Below are 20,217 nucleotides of genomic sequence, written 5' to 3' on the forward strand. Positions count from 1 at the left end.
TTATCAATCTATAACTAGGGAAGAGAGTTATAGCTATTCTCGAATTTGACCGTTGCCATGAATAAAATATTTTGTTGATGTTAAGGCAGGTAAGCCCATTGGTCCACGAGCATGTAGCTTTTGCGTACTGATACCAATTTCTGCGCCATAGCCAAATTCAAAGCCGTCTGTGAAGCGGGTAGAGGCATTGTGATAAACCGCTGCTGCATCGACATTGTTTAAAAATGTTTCTGCGACCAATGAATCTTCCGTAATAATAGCTTCAGAATGATTCGTTCCAAATTGATGGATATGCTTAATCGCTTCATAGACGTTTTCGACTAACTTAACACTTAATTTTAAATCAAGGTACTCTGTCGCATAGTCATCTGTCGTAGCTGGAAGAGCGTCCTTAAATGACTGACACACTTGTTCATCACCGATGATTGTCACACCTGCTTCGTACAGAGACGATAAAAGCTGAACACCGTGTGCCTTAAACCAAGTAGGGTGGATCAGTAAGCTTTCTGCTGCATTACAGACAGAGGGCCGCTGTGTTTTAGCATTCAGACAAATGGTTTCCGCTTTTATGTAATCTGCCATTTGATCCACATAAATGTGACAGTTACCTGCACCTGTTTCAAGGACAGGGACAGACGCTTCATTAACAACTAAATCAATAAGCGCTTTGCCGCCACGAGGAATGAGTACATCTAAGTACTCTTTTAAATGAAATAGTTCTTTAGCTGTTTCCCGACGCGTATCCTCAATTAATTGCACCGCATCCGTTGGCATGGCTGTTTTGGCAAGTGCACGATGGATACTTGCGACAAGAGCCATATTTGAACTTTTAGCGGAGGAGCTCCCGCGCAATATGACAGCATTACCCGTTTTCAAAGAAAGTGTTGCTGCATCGACTGTGACATTTGGGCGAGCCTCATAAATCATGCCAATAACGCCGAGTGGCACAATTCGCTTTTCAATGCGTAGCCCATTATCTTTCTCAATACGTTCCACAATGGTACCTACTGGATCGTTTAAGGAGACGAGCAAATGAATGGCATCTGCCATTGCCACTATGCGCTCCTCATTAAGCATAATACGGTCCAATGTAGAAGCGGGCATGCCTTGTTGCTCACCAAGTGCCAAATCCTTAGCATTTTCAGCTAGGATAATAGGCTGATCGATAAGAAGCTGTTCGGCAATTTTTGTCAAAGCCTCATTTTTTTCGCAGGTAGTTTTATTATTTAACGTGTAACTAGCGGCCTTTGCAAGACGACCTTTTTCTTGAATTTCACTTGTCATTTTTCATTCCTCCTTAATTCGTTTGAATTTTCAGCCATTTATCTCTGTGAATGACCTCGTTAGGACAATTCACCAATGTATCTGTCCGTTTTCCCATTGCAACAGCTAGCTCTTGAGATGAGTACAACACCTCACCACGTCCTAATAAACCATTTTCACTATAGACTTCGACCACGTCACCATTGATAAAATCTCCTTCTACACGGTACACCCCGGCAGGTAAAAGGCTTTTGCCATTGTCCATTAACGCTCGCTCAGCACCATTATCTATAAAAATTTTACCAGAAACTTCCGTAAGTGCAATCCACTGTTTATGATTCGTTAGCACTGCAAGCTCATCATGACCGACATAGGTTCCATCGCCATGACCAGCTAAAATATCCACAAGTTTTTGAACACCATGACCGGTTCCAATAAACACCCTAACACCTGCACGTAAAGCAGTTCGAGCTGCTAATAGCTTGGAAGCCATGCCACCCGTGCCAACCTTTGATCCTGTACCATCTGCAAAGCGAAGCAAATCATCTGTAATTGTTGTTAACTTATCAATGCGCTCAGCCTGTGGATTTTTAGCGGGATTAGCGTTATATAAGCCATTAATATCGGTTAAAATAATGAGTTGATCTGCATGGACCAGACCACTTACTAAAGCGGATAGCATATCATTATCACCAAAAGTTAATTCGCTAATAGATACGGTATCGTTTTCATTAATGATAGGTAACATTGAGCGTTCTAATAATTCCTCGAACGTCGCGTAAGCATTTTTATAGCATTCTTTTTTAGAAAAGTCTGTGCGAGTCAGTAAAATCTGTGCAGGCATAATGTCATAGATACTAAATAAAGCACTGTACGTTTGAATAAGTAGACTTTGCCCTACCGCTGCCGCTGCCTGCTTACCTTTCACCGTCACAGGACGAGCTGGGTAGCCAAGTTGTTTAAAACCCGCAGCGACGGCACCTGATGAGACAAGTAAAACTTCATGTCCCTGTTTCTTTAATTCGGCGATTGCCTGTACGTGATCCATTAAGCGAACTTTATCGATTTCACCTTTTGTGTTCGTTAAAGAGCTACTGCCAATTTTAACAACAATTCTTTTTCTCTCCATCACACAACCTCCAGTTGAATACGTTCGTTCCTGCATATTACATCAAGATAAAAAAAAGCCTTTTCATCCTAAAAATTAGGACGAAAAGACTTGCCTTCCGTGGTACCACCTACATTGAATATCATGCGACATTCCACTTTTCTCATAACGCTAGAGACTGCGCCTAGTTTGGCTAGGACGTTTCACGAAGTAGGTTCATCAGTCTTTCTTGTACAATGCCTTGCAGCCAATGGGCATTGCTCTCTTCACAAGAGTTACTAACTACTAGTCTTCATTCGTTTTGTCATCATACTGTTTTCAACTATTGACTAAAGGATGCACTACTTGCAAAGGTCTGTCAAGTTGAATTGACAAATTACTTGAAAGTTTTGAAAAGTTAAGAGGGTGAAGAGCAAAAGTGATAAAAAAGGAACCTAATCGATTATTTAAACCACCAAATAGCGATGAAAAGTGGCAGCATGGCCAAAACAATCACAAAGAAACTCCATACGATTTGTTTCCCGGAGGACATATTTTTTGGCTTGATGCTCATTTGTTCATAGAGCTGGTTAATGGCATACTGCTCCTTCGAATAAAGCATTGCTTGAAATTCTTCGTAATCTTGTATATAGCTAGATGGGGGACGTGGACTGAAACGCAAATTTCGTATGGAATCCGTTATGTCTTTTTCTCCCATCCAATAGGTAATAATGGGAGCTAGTCCTGAGTTTTGTGTAGCCTTAACCTCAATGTCATGTGATGTCATTTTATAATAAACCTGCCCGTGCTCATCCTCGTATTGCGTAACAATATCACTTACTGCCATACAATCACCTCTTATGAAAATTATCTGTAAAATCATGAGTTTCTACTATTATAATGTATTAGGAGAGAAAAGTATTGTCTGAACGAGCATAATTTGTGAAGCTAAAGTTCGTGAAAAAATTTAAATAAAGACATAAACTTATATCTAGTGAAAATAATGTCGTGTAGTATAATGTAAATAGTTTTTCAAAGAAGTTGAAGGAAGTGAAAGTAGTGGAAATTTCAACGTTATTCGCATTTTTAGGTGCAGCGATTATTTTAACGATAATGCCAGGGCCAGATAATTTGTTTGTGCTTGCGCAAAGTATTACACAAGATAAAAAAGCTGGTATTGCCACATCACTTGGATTATGTACGGGACTTCTTGTTCATATTAGTGCAGCGGTACTCGGTATCTCTGCGATTATTTATCAATCGACTATTATTTTCTCTATTGTAAAATTTGCAGGAGCAGCATATTTATTATATCTAGCTTGGCAATCATTTCGTGCAAAAGGAGATCCATTTTCTTTGCAGCAGCAAAATGTACAAGCCTATGTTAAGTTGTATAAAAAAGGGATTTTAATGAATATTTTAAATCCAAAAGTATCGCTATTTTTCCTAGCGCTCCTACCTCAGTTTGTTCATCCTTCACAAGGACATGTTGCGTTGCAAATGCTTATTTTGGGTATAGTATTTTTAGTTCAAGCATTGGTATTATTTATCTTATTTAGTTTGTTTGCAGGGAAGGTTAGAAATGTGATTATTGGTCAGCCTGTGATTGCAAAACGATTAAATATGATTCAAGGTATTCTCTTCACTTTTATTGGGATACAAATAGCTATTAGTAAACAATAGGGAGGAATGATCATGGCTATTTTACATATTACCTTTAGCTTAGCAACTCAGGGTTCCTTGAAGCTTGCCATACGCCAACATCGTTTGCAGCGTGATGAATCAGTTCTAAGTGTCCATGATGACTTCTCGATTGGACCTCTTCAAAGCTTTGAAGAACGCAAACATTGGTTAGAGACGCATATGTTGGACGATGATGACCAGCAATTATACAATGATATCTATGAAAACTGGAAGGGGAAAATCGAAACGTTACCAAGTGATGTGGATGTTTGGGTTTGGTATAGTCATAATGCCCATGAACAAATTGGACTGCGCTATGTGATGAGTGAGTTTGTTCATAAAAGTAGTATGGTCTATGGAATTGATGCCACAGAGGGCATGCAACGTATTCAACCAAATATTACTATTCGTCAGACAGGTGAGCTTTCCTCAGACATGCTTATGAAGCTTCGCACTGTTGCAAAACGATTTTCTACTCAAGAATGTCAACAACTTGCCAAAGAATGGGAAGACATAAAAGGACAGCCAAGTACACTACGACTATGGAAAAATAAACTGGAGCATGTAGAGGAAGAGGCACTGGACGCATACATTATCGCCAGTGCAAAGAATCTGCAGTTACAGCACAAGGAAGAATGGCTGATGCCGACGCAAATTTTAGCTCAGACAGCTGGAACAGTTAATCATTATATAGGGAATGATTTTCTAATGTATCGCTTACGAACACTCGTCGAACAAGGATTATTTGAGATGCAAGGTGATACAACGGATATTTTTTCATATCAGGTAAAATTACGCTAATAAAAAGATCAGGGCAGCCAAAGCCCTGATCTTTTTATTTTTTTTCATAAAAATCGAAGACAAACTGTTTAAATTGGCGTGCTGATGGAGGCAAATAGCGATTGTCAATCCAAGCCATGCCAATAATACGTTCACATACCATATCCTCAACATGGATTTTAACGATCTTCTTCGGATTTAAATCCTCATCATCTGGTAGTAAGGAAACGCCGAGACCAGCCCCAACAAAACCTGCAATGGTAGATACTTCATCGCCTTCATAAGAAATTTTAGGCTTTATGCCGGCCGCGTTTAATAAGCGGTCAGCAGAACGGCGAAGAGCATAGCCCTTTTTCATGAGCACAAAATTTTCATGCTCCAGTTCCTTCATTTTAATGCTTTTGCGATGAGCTAGTGGATGGTCAATAGGCACCATAATAAAGAGCTCATCACGCCACAGCTCTTTCCAGCAAACGGGAGGCTCTGTATCTATGGCAGCCAATAAGCAAAGATCTAACTCACCAGCCAGCAATTGCTTTAATTGTGAATGGGAATAGTTTTGCGTGAAATGAAAACGGATATGGGGGTGTTTCTGACGAAAAGCGCGAATCAAATCTGGTACGATACTCGTTCCTAGCGTATGTAAAAAACCAAGTGATACGTCCCCAAGCTCTGGATTATTCAGCTCTTGTAATTCTAAAACAGCCTTTTCATATTCTTTACGCATGCGTTGTACGCGATATAAAAATAGTTCACCATATCGGTTTAGCATGATTGAGCGCCCTTGTCTGTCGAAAAGCGGTACACCTAATTCTTCTTCCAGCTTTGATATAGAACGACTAAGTGCTGGCTGTGAAATCGCTAATGCCTCGGCAGCTCGTGTCATATGCTCTAACTTTGCAACCGTTACAAAATATTCTAATTGTTGCCACTCCATTTTTTTCACCTCTTTTCTCGTTATTTTTAAGTTATCTGCATTATAACGGGAAACAGTCTGGAAGTATAGGGTTCAAAAAATTTTTAAAAGGACATTGCCTTTAAATAGAAGAATCGGAAAGTTAAATAGTAGAAAGTGTGATAGTACAGCCATTAACCTGACATCATTCATGCACAATACACATTGATTTGATAAAAACTATAAATTGTACATTATGAATAAAGGGTGATAAGATAGACACATAAAATACACAATTATAAATTTCCGTGAAGGGGATATCATAAAATGAAGTTAACAAAGCCACAACCTCTAACAATTGAGGGAGGCAAAAAAGCCGTACTATTACTGCATGGATTCACAGGTAGCACAAAAGATGTGAAAAAACTAGGAGAATTCTTATCTCAACGTGGTTATACCGTTCATGCACCAATCTATAGTGGGCATGGCGTAGAACCAGAAGCTTTATTAGAAACTAAACCAGAAGACTGGTGGAACGATGTCGTGGAAGGTTATAACTTCCTACAAAAGAAAGGCTATGAAGAAATCGCAGTTGTTGGGATTTCACTTGGTGGCGTCTTCTCACTAAAAGTTGCAGAGACATTCCCAGTGAAGGCATGTGTTGCGATGTGTGCACCAATAACACGTGATAACTCAAAAGGCTTATTTACACGTTTGTACCACTATGCTCGATTATATAAACACTTTGAAAATAAATCAAAAGATCAAATTATTTCAGAATTACATGAGTTACGTATTACCCCAAAAGATTCTTTAGATGGCGTAACACGTTTAACGACTGAAACACGTGAGGAATTATCCACTATTAAAGCACCAACACTAGTACTACAAGGTTCATTAGACGATGAGCTTTACCAAGAAAGTGCACCATTCATTTTAAATACCGTAGAAACAGATGATAAAGAAATCATTTGGTATGAAAATTCAGGTCATATTATTACGTTAGATAAAGAACGTGAAAAAGTTTATGAAGATGTCTATAAATTTTTAGATCATATTGAATGGTCAGTTGCAAATTAAGGAGAAGGGCTGTCAGCAGGCAGCTCTTTTTTTGTGGAATTAACTAATTAATGAAGCTTTCATCTAGATCATGAAAAAACTATTGTAATTATAATAAATGCTTGATAACATGATGGAATTGTAGTGAAAAATCATTCGATTAAAATAATTTGCTATAGTCTAAAACATCTAAGGAGTACATCAATTATGCAACAAAAAATACCTTTCTCAACCTATGCAGTCATTGGAACTATGTTATTTGGACTGTATTTCGGTGCAGGGAACCTTATTTTCCCAATTCAAATGGGGCAATTAGCAGGGACCAATTTTTGGTTTGGATTAATCGGGTTTTTAGTCACTGCCATCGGGCTGCCATTCCTCGGAATTTTAGCCATTGGTTTATCAGGAAGTAATGGCTTACGGGATTTAGCGAGCCGTGTCCATCCTGTTTTTGGTATCGTATTTTCTTTGGCGCTCTATTTAACCATTGGGCCATTTTTTGCGATACCACGTACAGCAACCGTACCATTTGTGGTAGGCTTTGAGCCATATATTGAAGCTCAGCATGCAACATTGCTATTAGCCGTATTTAGCTTTCTATTTTTTGCTGTTGTTTACTATTTTTCTTTAAATCCAGCGAAAATTATGGATTATATTGGGAAATATTTAACACCTGCTTTTTTAGTTGTCTTATTTATTTTGATTATTACAAGCATTGTGAAACCGATGGGGCACTTCCAGCAGCCAATCGGTGATTATATAGATAATGCCTTTATGACAGGCTTTAAAGAGGGCTATAATACAATGGATGCCTTAGCATCATTAGCCTTTGGGATTGTTGTCATCAATGCGATTAAAAGTGCAGGAATTACGGATCGAAAGCAGATAGCGAAGGCTACCTGGACTTCAGGAATATTTGCGATGGCTTTAATGATGCTAATTTACGGATTAATCACATTTATGGGCGCTTCCAGCATTGGAGCAGTAGGCACTTTTGAGAATGGCGGTTTAATTTTTGCCGCAGTAGCGGATCACTATTTCGGCTCATTTGGGGCCATTTTATTAGCTGTTATCATTGTTCTTGCATGTTTAAAAACGAGTATTGGTTTAATTACTTCATGTAGTGAATTTTTCCATCAAGTGTTTCCAAAAATCAGCTATAAATGGTTTGTATTTTTATTATGTGTTGTGTCCTTTACGATTGCAAACTTTGGCTTAAACAATATTATTCAATTTGCTATCCCCGTTTTAATGTTCCTGTACCCATTAGCGATTGTCTTAATTTTGCTGGCACTTAGCTCATCATTCTTTAAAAATAAGCAAACGGTATATGCCATTGCGATGATTTTTACATTTTTCATTAGTTTGATTGATGGTTATAAAGCATTAATTGAAAGTGTACCAGGCGCAAAGTTAGGTGTCTTAGATGCTGTAGAAAAGGCCTATTCAACGATTCTACCTTTTTATGATATTGGCTTAGGGTGGATACTACCAGCGATTATTGGTGCTATAATTGGAAGTCTGTTTCCATCAAGAAAAGTACTATAATGAATAAAAGCACGCACAGAAAATAATTTTTACTGTGCGTGCTTTTTGCTTGTTTAGTAAGCTGTCCAGCCACCATCTACTGCAATGACTTGTCCATTCACAAAGCTTGCCTCGTCTGATCCAAGGAAAATAGCTAATTGAGCAATTTCTTCTGGTTGACCAGCACGCGGATTAATCGATAGACCAAGTGCTTGGCGTGCTGCACCAGTTTGGCTCATATTGGTCATTGAAGAGGCGATATTCGTCATGACTGCTCCAGGCGCAATACCATTGCAGCGAATATTTTTATCAGCATACATAAACGCTGTGTTTTTTGTTAATCCAACAACGGCATGTTTTGAAGCTGTATAGGCAGCACCTGCACGTGCCCCATATAAGCCACCCGCAGAAATATTATTGACAAAGACACCGTGTCCTTGCGCAAGGAAAATGTCTGTCGCCATACGCATCGAGCGCATCACAGCTGTTGTATTTACCGCAAATACTTTATCCCATCGTTCATCGGAAATTTCACCAACAGGCTCCATCCCATCCATGATCCCTGCATTGTTTACTAAAATATCTAATTGACCATAGTTTTGTTTCGTTTCATCAAATAAACGCTGTAAGTCTTCTGTTGATGCGACATTTGTTTGAATGGCAAATGCTGTACCTCCAGCCGCTTGAATACCATCCACAACCGCTTGGGCACCGTCTAAATTTAAGTCTGAAACAACAACCTTAGCTCCTTCTTTTGCATACCCTTCAGCGATGGCTTTCCCCATACCTGAAGCTGCACCTGTTACTATAGCTACTTTACCTTCTAATCTCATCTCAAAAACCTCCTCATTGTCTTCCTTAGATATTGAACATCTGTTCATTAAAATCATATAATAAACTTGAAAGCGATTTCAATATGCAAAAAATCATGATGTGTTGAGTAATCAACACTTTTGTAAAAACTGTTTAGTAAGGAGCTGAAAAAATGAGCACAACGGATTTACGAATTATAAAAACAAAGCAAGCCTTGCATGAAGCCTTATTAACATTGCTCAGTCAAAAACCGTTGGAACAAATTTCTATCGCTGAAATATGTAGAGAGGCTAAGGTGAATAGAGGCACCTTCTATTTACATTACGAGCAAAAAGAAGGACTCTTTGAAGAATACTTTCAGGAGATCATGGAGGACTTATATCAATCCTATGAAGAACCATATCGGGCAGTAACCACCTTGGATACCGATCAACTCGATCCAAATACCATTCGAATCTTTCATCATATTGAACGCTTTAAAATGTTTTATCGCATTGTGTTTTCTAAAAATGTCCCGTTAACATACTATTACATGCTTTTTGACGGCATATATTCTCTGCTCAAGCGGGATATTACACATCATCATGAACATCAAATGGCCGATCATATTTCCATTGATTATTATAGCGCCTATCAAGCAAATGCAATCATCGGCCTAATCATCCAGTGGTACCGAGGCGATTTTACAGATAGTGTGACCATGTTAAATCAGCAGCTTGCGGCAATCTTAAGGAATGTAAGAAGTGGTGGGTAGACTGCGCCAATTGATGGATAGAGAGGAAAAGCGGAGGATAGACCACGTAAAGTGATGGATAGAGAGAGAATAAGTGGATAGAAAAGAGAAAGTGGCGGATAAACCGCACAAAGTGATGGATAGAGAAGGAAAAGTGGAGGATAGAGAAGGAAAAGCGGAGGATAGACCACGCAAAGTGAAGGATAGAGAGGAAAGAAGCGGATAGGACAGAGAAAGTGGCGGATAAATCTTGCAAAGTGACGGATAGATCAGGGAAAGTGATGTATAGAACGGTAAAGTGATGGATAGAGAGAAAAGAAATTGATAGAAAAGAGAAAGCGGCGGATAAATCCTACAAAGTGACGGATAGACCATGCAAAGTGATGGATAGAGTGGGGAAAGTGATAGATAGAACGAGTAAAGTGACGGATAGAGAGAGAAGAAGTGGATAGAAAAAGGAAAGTGGCGGATAAATCTTACAAAGTGACGGATAGAGAAGGGAAAGTGGAGGATAGACCGCGCCGAGTGAAGGATAGAGAGAGAAGAAACGGATAGAAAAGAGAAAGCGGTGGATAAATCTTGCAAAGTGACGGATAGACCGCGCCAAGTGAAGGATAGAGAGGAAAGAAGCGAATAGGACAGAGAAAGTGGCGGATAAATCTTGCAAAGTGACGGATAGAGCAGGAAAAGTGACGGTTAGAGCCAGAAAAGTAGTGGATAAACCGCAACAAGCGGCGGATAAACCTTGCTATAGTGCTGGATAGGCACCTCAAAGAGCAGCGTAGAACCCCGAAATCAATAGGCCCGCCATAATAAAACGCTGAACCACAGAGTATCTGGTCCAGCGTGTATTAATTTATTGAGCTGGTGGCGTGGGCTTTAAGGCGACTACTACTGTTGCAAGGGTCATTGTCACAAGGATGATGATGCCTAAGGAGCTGCTGTTTTGTAGTAAATTGTCGGCACTTCCGCCAAATATAATGGTATAGTAGCCATCAGCTCCGTAAGTAGCGGGTAGCATGGCGGCGACATTGTTGTACCAGTCAGAGAGCATATTTTTGGGGACGAGTACGCCTGATGTTACGAGTTGGAGGGAGAGGGCGCAAATATTAAAGACCATCCCAACGTTACCAAAGAGAATAACAAAAACTTGTGCTAGACAAAGGAAAGCTAAATACATGATAGATTGAAAGAAGTAGATAGAGAGAAAGCTTTCGTTGCTAGTAATATCAAAGACCTGCATTAAGGCAATTGTTAGCAATGGTAGGGTAAAGGCTACGGTCACATTGAGTAGCTGTCTTGCTAAAAATAATTGCCATTTGGATAGACTTTCTCGAACAATTTGGGCAGCTTGCTGGTGTTGCATAATCATCACCATAGCACCGACAAAGGATGAAATGATCACCATAAGTGGTACAAAGTTTGCCGCAAAGCCTTTCGCGTTATTGGTTTTAACAATAGTACTCTCGATTGCATGGTCTTTGACAGTCATAACGGTTGTCTTGACGGACGCGGTAATTTGCTGTGCAGTATTTTGCTCAAAAGGAAGCTTTGCAAATTGTTGAGAAAAGACCTCGATTGCCTGATTTTGTTGCATTGGATAAAGGGCTTGATTCATTTCTTCAGTCATTTGCTTTGCTACACCCTCCATCATGTTTTTCGCCACGCTTGCATTGGCTTGGTTAATAGCGTAAATAATTTCCGCTTCTTTTCCTGCTTCAAGTTGCTTCGTAAAATCTACTGGAATGTGCAGTATCATATTAATTTGTCGTTCGTTTAATGCTTGCTCAGCATGCTCCATTGACGAATAGTCCTCTATGGCAAAAGGACTAGACTCTTTGATATTCTGTGCTAGCTGTTGCCCCAAGGCGGTATCCTCTGAGACAATGCCGATGGTTAATTGCTCGGCTCTTTCATTGACACCATCATACGCTGTCATCCAAATAGTAAAGAAAATTAATTGAAAGGCAATAGTAGCGACAATGCCTATATAGGTTTCACGAACGCGCAATAATGTTTGTAAACCTTTCATTTTATTACCCCCTGAATTAAGTAAGTACTTACTTGCATTGATAGGAAAAATTTTTTCTAGGAAACGAGTCCCCTAGAAAAAATCGAAACACTTGTCTGTAAAAGTTCTTCGGTTGGTATGTCAGACACAATAGTGCCAAGTCGAGCACGTGACATAAAATGACCAAAATTTAGGGCAATGAGCGATAATGCAGCTGCTTCAAAATCCAATTCTCTTATTTTCCCTCGCTGATGCATTTCTTGAAAGTAGTGAATAAGCTCCTTCTTAATCAGAAGGGGAATATTCGCAATTTCCTCACTAATTTCAGGGAACTGAATGGACTCCTTAAAGCCAATCATTACAAAGTCTTTAATCGACATTAAAAACTGGAAATGTTTCAGTGAGAAGTTGAATAAATCTTTTTCTAATTCCCATGTGACATTTTGATTAATCTCCTGTTGTAAAAGTGGATAATAAGAAAATTGTTCAATAATGGCTTTTAATAAACCACGCTTGTTGCCGAAATGGCGGAAAAGAGTGACTTCGTTGACACCTGCTAATTCTGCAATGGTTTTGGTAGTTGCAGCTGTATAGCCCTTTTCACTAATCAATTGTAGTGCAGCTTCGATTATTCGTTCTGCCGTTCCCTTCGTTGTCAAAAACATACTTCCTTTCATGCAAGTAATCACTTACATACTAACATAGCGTATGATGTTCTGCAACAAAATGGTTGGACTATAGGAAATAACAGGTAATATAAGCATTGACAATTATATCGACTGCTGATATATTTTTTATATCGACTGGCGATATATTGATGGGCGATATAGAGGGGGATTTGTATGACACAGGAGCATCCGCCATTAACAGAAGGCGTTTATTATATTTTATTAGCTTTATATGAGGTTAGACATGGTTATGGCATTATGCAATTAGTGGAAGAATTGAGCAATGGGCGTGTGCGTTTAGGGGCTGGAACTATTTATGGAGCGATTAAAACATTGCTGGAACGAGGCTGGATAGAGGCTCTTGATGAGGATGGAAGAAAGAAGGAGTATATCATTACTGAAACTGGGAAATCGGTTGTTGACTATGAAATTTTGAGATTAAGGGAACTTTTTGACAATGGTATCCGTATAACGAGAGGAGTTGAATAATATGCATAAATATCGATTGATGATTAATCCCTATGCAATTGAGAAGTGGGTCAATGATATGGCTTGTAAGGGCTGGCATTTGAAAAAATTCACATGGATTCGTTTTACGTTTGAACGTGGAGAGTCAGGTAGCTATATTTATCGCCATGATGAATTAGAAAGATTTGGCACTCACTATGAAGAGGATTATCTCGAATTTCTGAAATCCTCTGGCATTGAGCAAGTAGATCGCTCTGGCAATTTTGTATTTTTTAGAAAAGCGGCACAGGAGGGTCCATTTGAGCTGTATACAGATAAAAAAACGAAACTAGGCACTCTGTCAAAAAAGATGACTGTCTTGCTTTCTCTTATTCTACTTTATTTACTCATCGGCATAACTGGTTTGACTGGGGATTTTTCCGAACGCACAATGGATTGGGTTGGTTTCACGATGAATATGCTAAATCTAATTGTCGTTGTGTTATTCTCTTTTCCATTAATTAAGCTAATACGTTTACGCAATCGATTAAAGAGAGAATTAAATGTGTTTTCGGATTAATGGATTGATCATTATTTTCTGGGAAATCAGAAAATATTGAAAAAGGAAACTTTATTGTAAGGGTGAGGCTAGATGAAAAAAAGAGTGTATCGTTTTTTTATTGATTACGAAAAGGAAGAACGATGGGTTAATGATATGGCAGATCGGGGGTGGAATTTAAAGAAAACAATGGTAGGCTACTTTGTGTTTGAAAAAGGAACGCCAGGTCAATATTTTTATCGAAATGAATTCGTTAATAGGAAATCAAAGGATTATTTTGAGTTTCTAAACATGATGAATATTGAATGTGTAAGCAAATTCGGTGGTTGGGCCTACTATCGAAAGCTACAATCAGAGGGACCCTTTGAAATATTTACTGATGCAACTTCGAAAATTAACTATATCAAATCGATGAATCGCATTTTTATACTATTGTTGCTGTTTAATGTACTGGCGGGAATGTATAATCTTTCGATCGGAAGCGTAATCAACTCTAGTGTAGGTTGCCTGAATGTGATCGTTTCTATAATGGTACTTATATCCGTATCGAAAAATGAAAAACGTAAAAAGGGTTTGAAACAAAACTTACATATATTTGAAGGATAAGGAGGATTTACAACATGACTTTACAGTTACAGCATGTCACGAAGAAATACAAAGAGTTTACTGCTGTGGATGATTTAAATTTTACCATTGAAAAGGGTGAAATTTTTGGTCTTATTGGTCAAAACGGCGCAGGGAAGACGACAACATTCCGAATGATTTTAGATTTACAGGAAACAACGGCAGGGACAATTACTTGGAACGGCAAGCCAGTTAATGCCATTAACCGCGATGTCCTTGGTTATTTACCTGAGGAGCGGGGTATTTTCCCAACGATGAAGGTAGAGGAGCAGCTTTACTTTTTTGGTGAGTTACGAGGCATGAAAAGAGCAGAGCTAAAAAAGGAAATTGATTTTTGGATTCAACGCTTTGAGCTTGGTGAAAAACGCAAAGATAAGGCAGAAACCTTGTCAAAGGGGAATCAACAAAAGGTTCAGCTTATTGCAAGTTTTATCCATAAACCTGAGTTTTTAATTTTAGATGAACCGTTCAGTGGTCTAGATCCAGTCAATAAGGATTTACTAAAGGATGCTATTTTATTTTTAAAAGAGCAGGGTACGACCATTCTGTTCTCCAGTCACCAAATGGATAATGTGGAGGAGCTTTGCGATCATTTGTGCTTATTAAAACGAGGTGTGTCTTTATTTTCTGGTAGCTTACTAGATTTAAAGAAACAATATGGAAAAACAAAGCTTGCTGTTCGCACGGATTGGTCAACGACACAGTTATTGGCACTCGATGGAGTCAAGGATGTACGTGTTGAGAAGGAACAAACAGTCCTAACACTAGTAGACGAAAGCTTTGCCCAAAGTATTTTTGAGCAGTTGTCAGATGGGAAGTATATTGAAAAGTTCAGCTTAGATTATTTATCGTTAGATGAAATATTTAAAGATAAAGTAGGTGGCCATATTGTCGAAGTTTAATTTGTTAATGAAGCAATTATACAAATCAAAAATTAAATCAAAATCATTTATTTTAATGACTTGCTTATATGTTGTTGTCATGTCTGTAGCTGTATTTTGGTCTGATATTAAGGAGCTATTTACAGGTGATGATGAAGCCCAGCAAATTGCCATTGTTAATGAGACATCCGCTGATTTAAGTGGAATCTTTGTTTCCAATGGAGATATGGCCTTTATTCAGGATGAAAAAGATGTATCAGCACTAGAAAAAAGGGTTAAAGATGGTAAGCTAGATGCCATTGTGACAATTAACGATCAAGGTGGCCAACTACATGCAGAAATCGCTACGTTTACACCACTAAAATTAAACGATCAGTCAGCATTATCTTCTTTATTGCAGTATGCTGGTCAGCATTTTGCCGTTCAGCAATTATCTTTATCACCAGAACAAGCGGCACAAATTATGGGTGCACAAACGGCTATTACTACCAAAAATTTAAATGAAGAATCAGCTGGTGGTAAAAGTGAAGAAGAGAAGCAATCTGGGTTAGTAGTTTCCTATGCAGTGGGTATATTAATCTATTTCTTTATTTCTACATTCCTTTCGATGATTACGACGGAAATTGCTTCTGAAAAAGGCTCACGAGCAATGGAAATGCTTTTAGTTAGTGTGAAGCCAGCCACACATTTTAAGGCAAAAATTGCAGGGGTATTATTACTTGCGTTAACGCAAATGGGGATTATTGCAGTAGTGTTTCTGATCTATTCGAAGTTTGTCAAAGACGGAATGGTTTGGGATGCGGCTGCTAGCATCATCAAAGAATTATCTGTTGGCTATGTTATCTATGCCATCGTATTTTTACTGTTAACGGTTATTCTGTATCTAATCATTGGCGCATTATTTGGTTCACTAGTATCGAAGGTAGAGGAAGCGGGTCAAGTGTTAATGCCTGCTATGATTATTACGATGATCGGCTTCTACGTTATGCTTACAGGAATGGGTAATCCAGATACGTTAATTATTAAAATTTTCTCCTATATTCCATTAACTTCTGGAATGATCATGCCGATGCGAATTGGTGCTACAGATATCGGCAGTATTGTACCGCTACTATCATTAGGGATTTTAATTGTAACGATAATTGTCGTGTATCTATTTAGTTTATCCTTCTATAAACGAAGTGTGCTGACATATAGCTCAGGTGGAGTAATTCAAAAAATTAAAACGGTTTTAAAGGTAACAACATAAGTTCAAAGCAGCTACGTGATAGATGTAGCTGCTTTTTTGGTTGTTTGATGCCATTGTTAGTAAACAATGTAAAGGAATTTACGGAATCAGTCGAATTTTGGATCGAAAGAAGCTATAATTTAAAAAAGAGCACGAAAATGAGTTTGTCATGAACCGGAAATGAAACTTTTTTAGATGGTAATCGTAAATAATTAGTAGAGATAAATTGCAGGGGGTAAAACGTATGTCTGAATTTAACAACGATCTTTTAAAATCCAAGGACCCATTCGCTTCAGAAAATCCTTTATTACAACCAAATCCACTTTTGCAACAAGAGCCTGAACAAAAGCCAGTGCTTGTGTCGGAGCAGGAGTTATCGCAAATTGCACAAAATCAGCTGATGCTAAAGAAAGATCCAGAGATTCATGCACTTGCACAAAAAATTGATGTTAAAGATCAAATTGCTATGCTTGAGCTTGGTAAAGAAACAGCCAATGGCATTTCTACTTTTTCAGATAAAATGCTAGCGACGATGAAATCCAGTAAGCTTGAGGAATCAAGTGTACTATTAAATAATCTTAATAAAATTATGGATAAATTTGATCCACAAGATTTTGCTGATGAGAAAAAGGGTGGCTTTATCTCAAAGCTCTTTAATAAAGGGAAAGAGCAATTGGAAAAGTTTTTATCTAAATATGACAGCATGAACAAAGAAGTGGATGTCATTTACCGCGAAATTCAAAAATACGAGGGAGAAATGAAGCGCAATACGATCGACCTTGAAAATTTGTATGAACAAAACTTAAATTACTTCCAATCATTAAGTAAATTTGTTGCAGCGATTGAGGTAAAAATTGAAGAGGTTCGTGCAGCATTACCAGCACTTGAACAAAAAGCTCAAACGGGCGATCAATTAGCAGCGATGGAATACGAAACAATGCTACGTGCTGTGGAATTATTAGAGCAACGTCGCTATGATTTAGAAATGGCACAACAAGTATCATTCCAATCTGCACCTCAAATTCGTTTAATGCAGCAAGGTAATAACCATTTAATTGCCAAAATTAACTCTGCCTTCGTGACGACAATTCCAATTTTTAAACAGGGCTTGATTCACGCAGTCACATTAAAACGACAAAAGCTAATTTCTGACTCCATGAGTGAGCTAGACCGTCGTACGAACGAAATGCTTGTTCGTAATGCTGAAAATATTAGTAAAAACAGTGTAAATATCGCGCGTCAAGCAGGTAGCCCAAGCATTAAAATCGAAACTATCGAAACAACATGGCAAACGATTATGTCTGGTATTCAAGAAACGAAGCAAATCCAAGCAGAAACGGCAAGAAATCGTGAAGAGGGTCGTAAACGTATTGAGCGTTTGCAATTAGAATATGAAAAACTGAAAAAAATGTAAAATCAAAAGCTTCTTGCTCAAGTTGTTGCAAGAAGCTTTTGATTTGGAAAAAAGAGCTCTTGGTAATTGTTCTTTGACAAAAACAGAAATACTGATTATCATAAAAATAAATGAGAATGATTATCAAGTGAAAAAGGAAGCGGATAGATGATACACAAAGCAATACGAATAGATAAATTAGTTCGTGGGGGAGTGAAGAAGTAATGGGGAATAAAATAAAGTCCTCTGCATTTTCGTATGAGCCTAATCAAGATGGAACACTAGCTCTCTACACGACTGAGAATTTAATGATTGTGCCGCAAAGCCGTTATCTGGAGCTGTTGCATATGGAAGAGCTGTACAATGCTATGCATACAGATTTGGATCATAAACAGCATAGTTTAGAACGAGAACGAAAAATGTTAAAAAAACAAAATGCACAGCTTACAGAAGAAATGCAAAAGGTCAAGCAGCAAAACATGGTCCTCCAAAAAAAGGTGACGGAATACAATTGCGTGGTAGAAGAGATGAAGGTGCTCCGTCAACAAAATACAGAGCTGCTAATAGAATTAAGTAAGTATACAGCGCTGTCAAGAGAATCACTGACAGGTCCTCTTAAGTCGATGATTCGAGATATGCGTGAGCAAGGGGTAGGGATTAAAGAAATCCATATTCGCATCAAGCGTCAAATCAATCCAGATATTAGCTATAGTACAGTGCGTAAATATATTTCTGAGCTCGAAGCGGAACAGCAAGGTGAACGGTGATAGCAAGTCACTAGAAATTTGGCATTTACAGTTGCTACTCAAAGTCCTATAATGAGTCTATTCTTTAACTAGTTTAATATTATGTGAGGTCGTCTATCGATTTCAAAAAGAGTAGGAGCGTTAGTGGTCATGTCAAATGAGAAAAAAGGGGTACTGGCAGCCTTTTTAGCCTATGCCTTTTGGGGAGCTTTCCCTCTATATTGGAAACTACTTGAACACGTACCGAGTATGGAGATTTTATTATCACGTGTTATTTGGTCTTTTGTCTTTACGGTACTAGCTGTTATCGTATTTCGAATGCGTAAGGATCTCCTTGCAGATTTAAAATATTTATGGTCCCATCAAAAGCTTTTCTGGCAGCTTGCAGGTGCATCCTTTGTCATTTCAATGAACTGGTATTTGTATATTTGGGCAGTAACCCATAATCATTTAATTGAAACAAGCTTAGGTTATTATATTAATCCACTGTTATCGGTTATTTTTGGGGTAATATTCTTTAAAGAATCGCTAAGTCGTGCACAATGGATAGCGACGGGGATCGCTTTTATTGCTGTCATTATTTTAACAATCAATTACGGATCTGTGCCATGGGTAGCATTGCTGATCGCACTGTCCTTTGCTATTTACGGTGTACTAAAAAAGAAAATCAAATTAGATGCCACAAGGGGCTTAGCCATTGAAACATTGTTGATTTTACCCTTTGCATTAGGCTATTATGTTTATCTGTTTACAACACATCAAGCTTCATTTTTACATGTCGATGTAAAAACAGATATTTTAATGATTTTCAGTGGGTTAGTTACAGCAATACCGCTTATTTTATTTGCCAAGGGTGCACAAAATATACCTTTATATTTACTAGGCTTTATTCAATATGTATCGCCAACCATTGTCTTGGTTTTAGGCATTGTGCTATACAAAGAGCCATTCAGTCAGGTAGAGCTTTTAGCATTTAGTATTATTTGGGCGGCTTTACTGCTATTCTCTGGTTCTAAAATTATTGAAACAAGAAAAGCCCATCATAAATCACTAGACTTGTAGAATTTTCTACAGGTCTTTTTATTTTAGAATAAGGATATCAAGTAATTAATTTTAAAATATTAGTTTTAACTAGGAATGCTGTCAAAAATATATGTGGCTTCTTGAATGGCTAGGTGAAGACCATGTGTTTGGTTGAAAACGATCACTATCGCTATGACGAATAGAATCGCAAATATGAAAGATGCAGGATTTCTCAGCTCATGCTTTTGCCTTCTAAAGAATTGCAAACAAATAACGGCAGCGATAATGATAATAATGAGCGAAATAATCAGGGTGATCAATGTTGAATGTATGTCGTTTACCGCTTCCCTAAACTGTCCTAATATCCCCATATTGTTAGGGCTCTCCACAATGGTTTTTTGACTGTCTTTGTTGGTAATCTCCCACCTAAAGTGATCGTTTTCTTGCAATACCGTATAATGAAAGCCTATTGTGTTTCTTTCTCCAATTAATGATGAAGAGGCAAAGGCTGTAGGAATCCATAAACTGAAGATGAGCATAAAGCTAAAAATGGTATGAATGGTTTTTTTGCGCATTTGGTCACTCCTTCATAGTGATATTCGACAAAAATTAGAAGAATCCCTTTCCTATATGAACACCTTTACTTTTTTGACAACATGTAGTAAGATAATGTCAATAATTAGATAACAATGAAAACTAATGCGAGGTGCTTTTTGTGAGTGCGGTAGGTTCTAACTAGGTAAAATTGAATGAAATAAGGCTATGGCGACAGGGGATTTATGTCATGCACACACCCC

22 protein-coding genes are annotated in these 20,217 nt (G+C 38.2%); 14 read left to right on the top strand and 8 right to left on the bottom strand.

The window, feature by feature from the left end; genetic code table 11:
- Positions 1–33: 33 nt before the first annotated feature.
- From MKY49_RS08045 to MKY49_RS08055, 3 genes are all read right to left on the bottom strand, one after another.
- Positions 34–1,284 (bottom strand): glutamate-5-semialdehyde dehydrogenase, encoded by a 1,251-nt coding sequence (locus MKY49_RS08045; protein ID WP_341385923.1) that lies wholly within the window; start codon positions 1,282–1,284, stop codon positions 34–36.
- Positions 1,285–1,297: 13 nt separating this feature from the next.
- The gene (gene proB, locus MKY49_RS08050; RefSeq protein ID WP_341385924.1) at positions 1,298–2,392 is read right to left on the bottom strand and encodes a glutamate 5-kinase; all 1,095 of its coding nucleotides are present in this window, start codon (positions 2,390–2,392) and stop codon (positions 1,298–1,300) included.
- Between the two features lie 421 nt (positions 2,393–2,813).
- The gene (locus MKY49_RS08055; RefSeq protein WP_274796595.1) at positions 2,814–3,197 is read right to left on the bottom strand and encodes a sodium:proton antiporter; all 384 of its coding nucleotides are present in this window, start codon (positions 3,195–3,197) and stop codon (positions 2,814–2,816) included.
- Positions 3,198–3,409: 212 nt separating this feature from the next.
- On the opposite strand from MKY49_RS08055, the gene MKY49_RS08060 reads away from it, so the two are divergent.
- A complete protein-coding gene (locus tag MKY49_RS08060; protein ID WP_274796596.1) occupies positions 3,410–4,033 on the top strand; it encodes a LysE family translocator in 624 nt (207 codons plus the stop codon).
- 12 nt (positions 4,034–4,045) lie between these two features.
- Positions 4,046–4,834, top strand: coding sequence for a DUF1835 domain-containing protein (locus tag MKY49_RS08065; protein ID WP_341385925.1), 789 nt, complete (start codon positions 4,046–4,048; stop codon positions 4,832–4,834).
- Positions 4,835–4,868: 34 nt separating this feature from the next.
- Here MKY49_RS08065 and MKY49_RS08070 read toward each other — a convergent pair whose 3' ends face one another.
- Complete coding sequence (locus tag MKY49_RS08070) at positions 4,869–5,750, bottom strand: LysR family transcriptional regulator (protein WP_274796598.1); 882 nt, start codon at positions 5,748–5,750, stop codon at positions 4,869–4,871.
- A gap of 285 nt (positions 5,751–6,035) precedes the next feature.
- On the opposite strand from MKY49_RS08070, the gene MKY49_RS08075 reads away from it, so the two are divergent.
- Both MKY49_RS08075 and brnQ read left to right on the top strand, forming a co-directional pair.
- Positions 6,036–6,788, top strand: a complete 753-nt coding sequence (locus tag MKY49_RS08075; RefSeq protein WP_274796599.1) for an alpha/beta hydrolase — start codon at positions 6,036–6,038, stop codon at positions 6,786–6,788.
- A gap of 186 nt (positions 6,789–6,974) precedes the next feature.
- Positions 6,975–8,315: a branched-chain amino acid transport system II carrier protein gene (gene brnQ / locus MKY49_RS08080; protein ID WP_274796600.1), complete on the top strand. Its 1,341-nt coding sequence runs from the start codon at positions 6,975–6,977 to the stop codon at positions 8,313–8,315.
- Positions 8,316–8,368: 53 nt separating this feature from the next.
- Here the strand turns inward: brnQ and MKY49_RS08085 are convergent, their stop codons facing one another.
- Entirely contained in the window at positions 8,369–9,127 is a 759-nt protein-coding gene (locus tag MKY49_RS08085; protein WP_274796601.1) for an SDR family oxidoreductase, read from the bottom strand.
- A gap of 152 nt (positions 9,128–9,279) precedes the next feature.
- On the opposite strand from MKY49_RS08085, the gene MKY49_RS08090 reads away from it, so the two are divergent.
- Positions 9,280–9,861 (top strand): TetR/AcrR family transcriptional regulator, encoded by a 582-nt coding sequence (locus tag MKY49_RS08090; RefSeq protein ID WP_274796602.1) that lies wholly within the window; start codon positions 9,280–9,282, stop codon positions 9,859–9,861.
- A 73-nt stretch (positions 9,862–9,934) separates the two neighbouring features.
- Entirely contained in the window at positions 9,935–10,066 is a 132-nt protein-coding gene (locus MKY49_RS08095) for a hypothetical protein (RefSeq protein ID WP_274796603.1), read from the top strand.
- Between the two features lie 630 nt (positions 10,067–10,696).
- Here MKY49_RS08095 and MKY49_RS08100 read toward each other — a convergent pair.
- Both MKY49_RS08100 and MKY49_RS08105 read right to left on the bottom strand, forming a co-directional pair.
- Entirely contained in the window at positions 10,697–11,872 is a 1,176-nt protein-coding gene (locus tag MKY49_RS08100; protein ID WP_312507085.1) for a YhgE/Pip domain-containing protein, read from the bottom strand.
- A gap of 56 nt (positions 11,873–11,928) precedes the next feature.
- Positions 11,929–12,516 (bottom strand): TetR/AcrR family transcriptional regulator, encoded by a 588-nt coding sequence (locus MKY49_RS08105; RefSeq protein ID WP_274797295.1) that lies wholly within the window; start codon positions 12,514–12,516, stop codon positions 11,929–11,931.
- A 177-nt stretch (positions 12,517–12,693) separates the two neighbouring features.
- Here MKY49_RS08105 and MKY49_RS08110 point away from each other — a divergent pair, with 177 nt between their 5' ends.
- From MKY49_RS08110 to rarD, 8 genes are all read left to right on the top strand, one after another.
- Positions 12,694–13,008, top strand: a complete 315-nt coding sequence (locus tag MKY49_RS08110; protein WP_274796606.1) for a PadR family transcriptional regulator — start codon at positions 12,694–12,696, stop codon at positions 13,006–13,008.
- A 1-nt stretch (position 13,009) separates the two neighbouring features.
- A complete protein-coding gene (locus MKY49_RS08115) occupies positions 13,010–13,546 on the top strand; it encodes a DUF2812 domain-containing protein (protein ID WP_341385926.1) in 537 nt (178 codons plus the stop codon).
- 72 nt (positions 13,547–13,618) lie between these two features.
- Positions 13,619–14,131, top strand: a complete 513-nt coding sequence (locus MKY49_RS08120) for a DUF2812 domain-containing protein (protein WP_312507084.1) — start codon at positions 13,619–13,621, stop codon at positions 14,129–14,131.
- Positions 14,132–14,145: 14 nt separating this feature from the next.
- A complete protein-coding gene (locus tag MKY49_RS08125) occupies positions 14,146–15,051 on the top strand; it encodes an ABC transporter ATP-binding protein (RefSeq protein ID WP_341385927.1) in 906 nt (301 codons plus the stop codon).
- Entirely contained in the window at positions 15,029–16,279 is a 1,251-nt protein-coding gene (locus MKY49_RS08130; RefSeq protein ID WP_322610511.1) for an ABC transporter permease, read from the top strand. Before MKY49_RS08125 ends, MKY49_RS08130 begins: the two co-directional genes overlap by 23 nt.
- Positions 16,280–16,502: 223 nt before the next feature.
- Positions 16,503–17,672, top strand: a complete 1,170-nt coding sequence (locus MKY49_RS08135; protein ID WP_274796611.1) for a toxic anion resistance protein — start codon at positions 16,503–16,505, stop codon at positions 17,670–17,672.
- A gap of 203 nt (positions 17,673–17,875) precedes the next feature.
- A complete protein-coding gene (locus tag MKY49_RS08140; protein WP_274796612.1) occupies positions 17,876–18,418 on the top strand; it encodes a hypothetical protein in 543 nt (180 codons plus the stop codon).
- A gap of 129 nt (positions 18,419–18,547) precedes the next feature.
- Positions 18,548–19,459 carry an EamA family transporter RarD gene (gene rarD, locus MKY49_RS08145; protein WP_274796613.1) on the top strand — a complete coding sequence of 304 codons (912 nt, stop codon included), beginning with the start codon at positions 18,548–18,550 and terminating at the stop codon, positions 19,457–19,459.
- A gap of 65 nt (positions 19,460–19,524) precedes the next feature.
- On the opposite strand, the gene MKY49_RS08150 is transcribed toward rarD, so the two are convergent.
- Positions 19,525–19,995, bottom strand: a complete 471-nt coding sequence (locus MKY49_RS08150) for a hypothetical protein (RefSeq protein WP_274796614.1) — start codon at positions 19,993–19,995, stop codon at positions 19,525–19,527.
- Positions 19,996–20,217: the final 222 nt, after the last annotated feature.

The organism is Lysinibacillus sp. FSL M8-0134 (assembly GCF_038069745.1).
In the GTDB taxonomy this organism is placed as follows: domain Bacteria; phylum Bacillota; class Bacilli; order Bacillales_A; family Planococcaceae; genus Lysinibacillus; species Lysinibacillus irui.

Bases quoted from the DNA above. Each gene is read 5' to 3' on its own strand.
- MKY49_RS08120 (WP_312507084.1), top strand. From the start codon at position 13,619: ATGAAAAAAAGAGTGTATCGTTTTTTTATTGATTACGAAAAGGAAGAA.
- MKY49_RS08090 (WP_274796602.1), top strand. From the start codon at position 9,280: ATGAGCACAACGGATTTACGAATTATAAAAACAAAGCAAGCCTTGCAT.
- MKY49_RS08070 (WP_274796598.1), bottom strand. From the start codon at position 5,750: ATGGAGTGGCAACAATTAGAATATTTTGTAACGGTTGCAAAGTTAGAG.
- proB (WP_341385924.1), bottom strand. From the start codon at position 2,392: ATGGAGAGAAAAAGAATTGTTGTTAAAATTGGCAGTAGCTCTTTAACG.
- brnQ (WP_274796600.1), top strand. From the start codon at position 6,975: ATGCAACAAAAAATACCTTTCTCAACCTATGCAGTCATTGGAACTATG.
- rarD (WP_274796613.1), top strand. From the start codon at position 18,548: ATGTCAAATGAGAAAAAAGGGGTACTGGCAGCCTTTTTAGCCTATGCC.
- MKY49_RS08115 (WP_341385926.1), top strand. From the start codon at position 13,010: ATGCATAAATATCGATTGATGATTAATCCCTATGCAATTGAGAAGTGG.
- MKY49_RS08135 (WP_274796611.1), top strand. From the start codon at position 16,503: ATGTCTGAATTTAACAACGATCTTTTAAAATCCAAGGACCCATTCGCT.
- MKY49_RS08105 (WP_274797295.1), bottom strand. From the start codon at position 12,516: ATGTTTTTGACAACGAAGGGAACGGCAGAACGAATAATCGAAGCTGCA.
- MKY49_RS08045 (WP_341385923.1), bottom strand. From the start codon at position 1,284: ATGACAAGTGAAATTCAAGAAAAAGGTCGTCTTGCAAAGGCCGCTAGT.
- MKY49_RS08140 (WP_274796612.1), top strand. From the start codon at position 17,876: ATGGGGAATAAAATAAAGTCCTCTGCATTTTCGTATGAGCCTAATCAA.
- MKY49_RS08125 (WP_341385927.1), top strand. From the start codon at position 14,146: ATGACTTTACAGTTACAGCATGTCACGAAGAAATACAAAGAGTTTACT.
- MKY49_RS08150 (WP_274796614.1), bottom strand. From the start codon at position 19,995: ATGCGCAAAAAAACCATTCATACCATTTTTAGCTTTATGCTCATCTTC.
- MKY49_RS08055 (WP_274796595.1), bottom strand. From the start codon at position 3,197: ATGGCAGTAAGTGATATTGTTACGCAATACGAGGATGAGCACGGGCAG.
- MKY49_RS08065 (WP_341385925.1), top strand. From the start codon at position 4,046: ATGGCTATTTTACATATTACCTTTAGCTTAGCAACTCAGGGTTCCTTG.
- MKY49_RS08075 (WP_274796599.1), top strand. From the start codon at position 6,036: ATGAAGTTAACAAAGCCACAACCTCTAACAATTGAGGGAGGCAAAAAA.
- MKY49_RS08110 (WP_274796606.1), top strand. From the start codon at position 12,694: ATGACACAGGAGCATCCGCCATTAACAGAAGGCGTTTATTATATTTTA.
- MKY49_RS08085 (WP_274796601.1), bottom strand. From the start codon at position 9,127: ATGAGATTAGAAGGTAAAGTAGCTATAGTAACAGGTGCAGCTTCAGGT.
- MKY49_RS08100 (WP_312507085.1), bottom strand. From the start codon at position 11,872: ATGAAAGGTTTACAAACATTATTGCGCGTTCGTGAAACCTATATAGGC.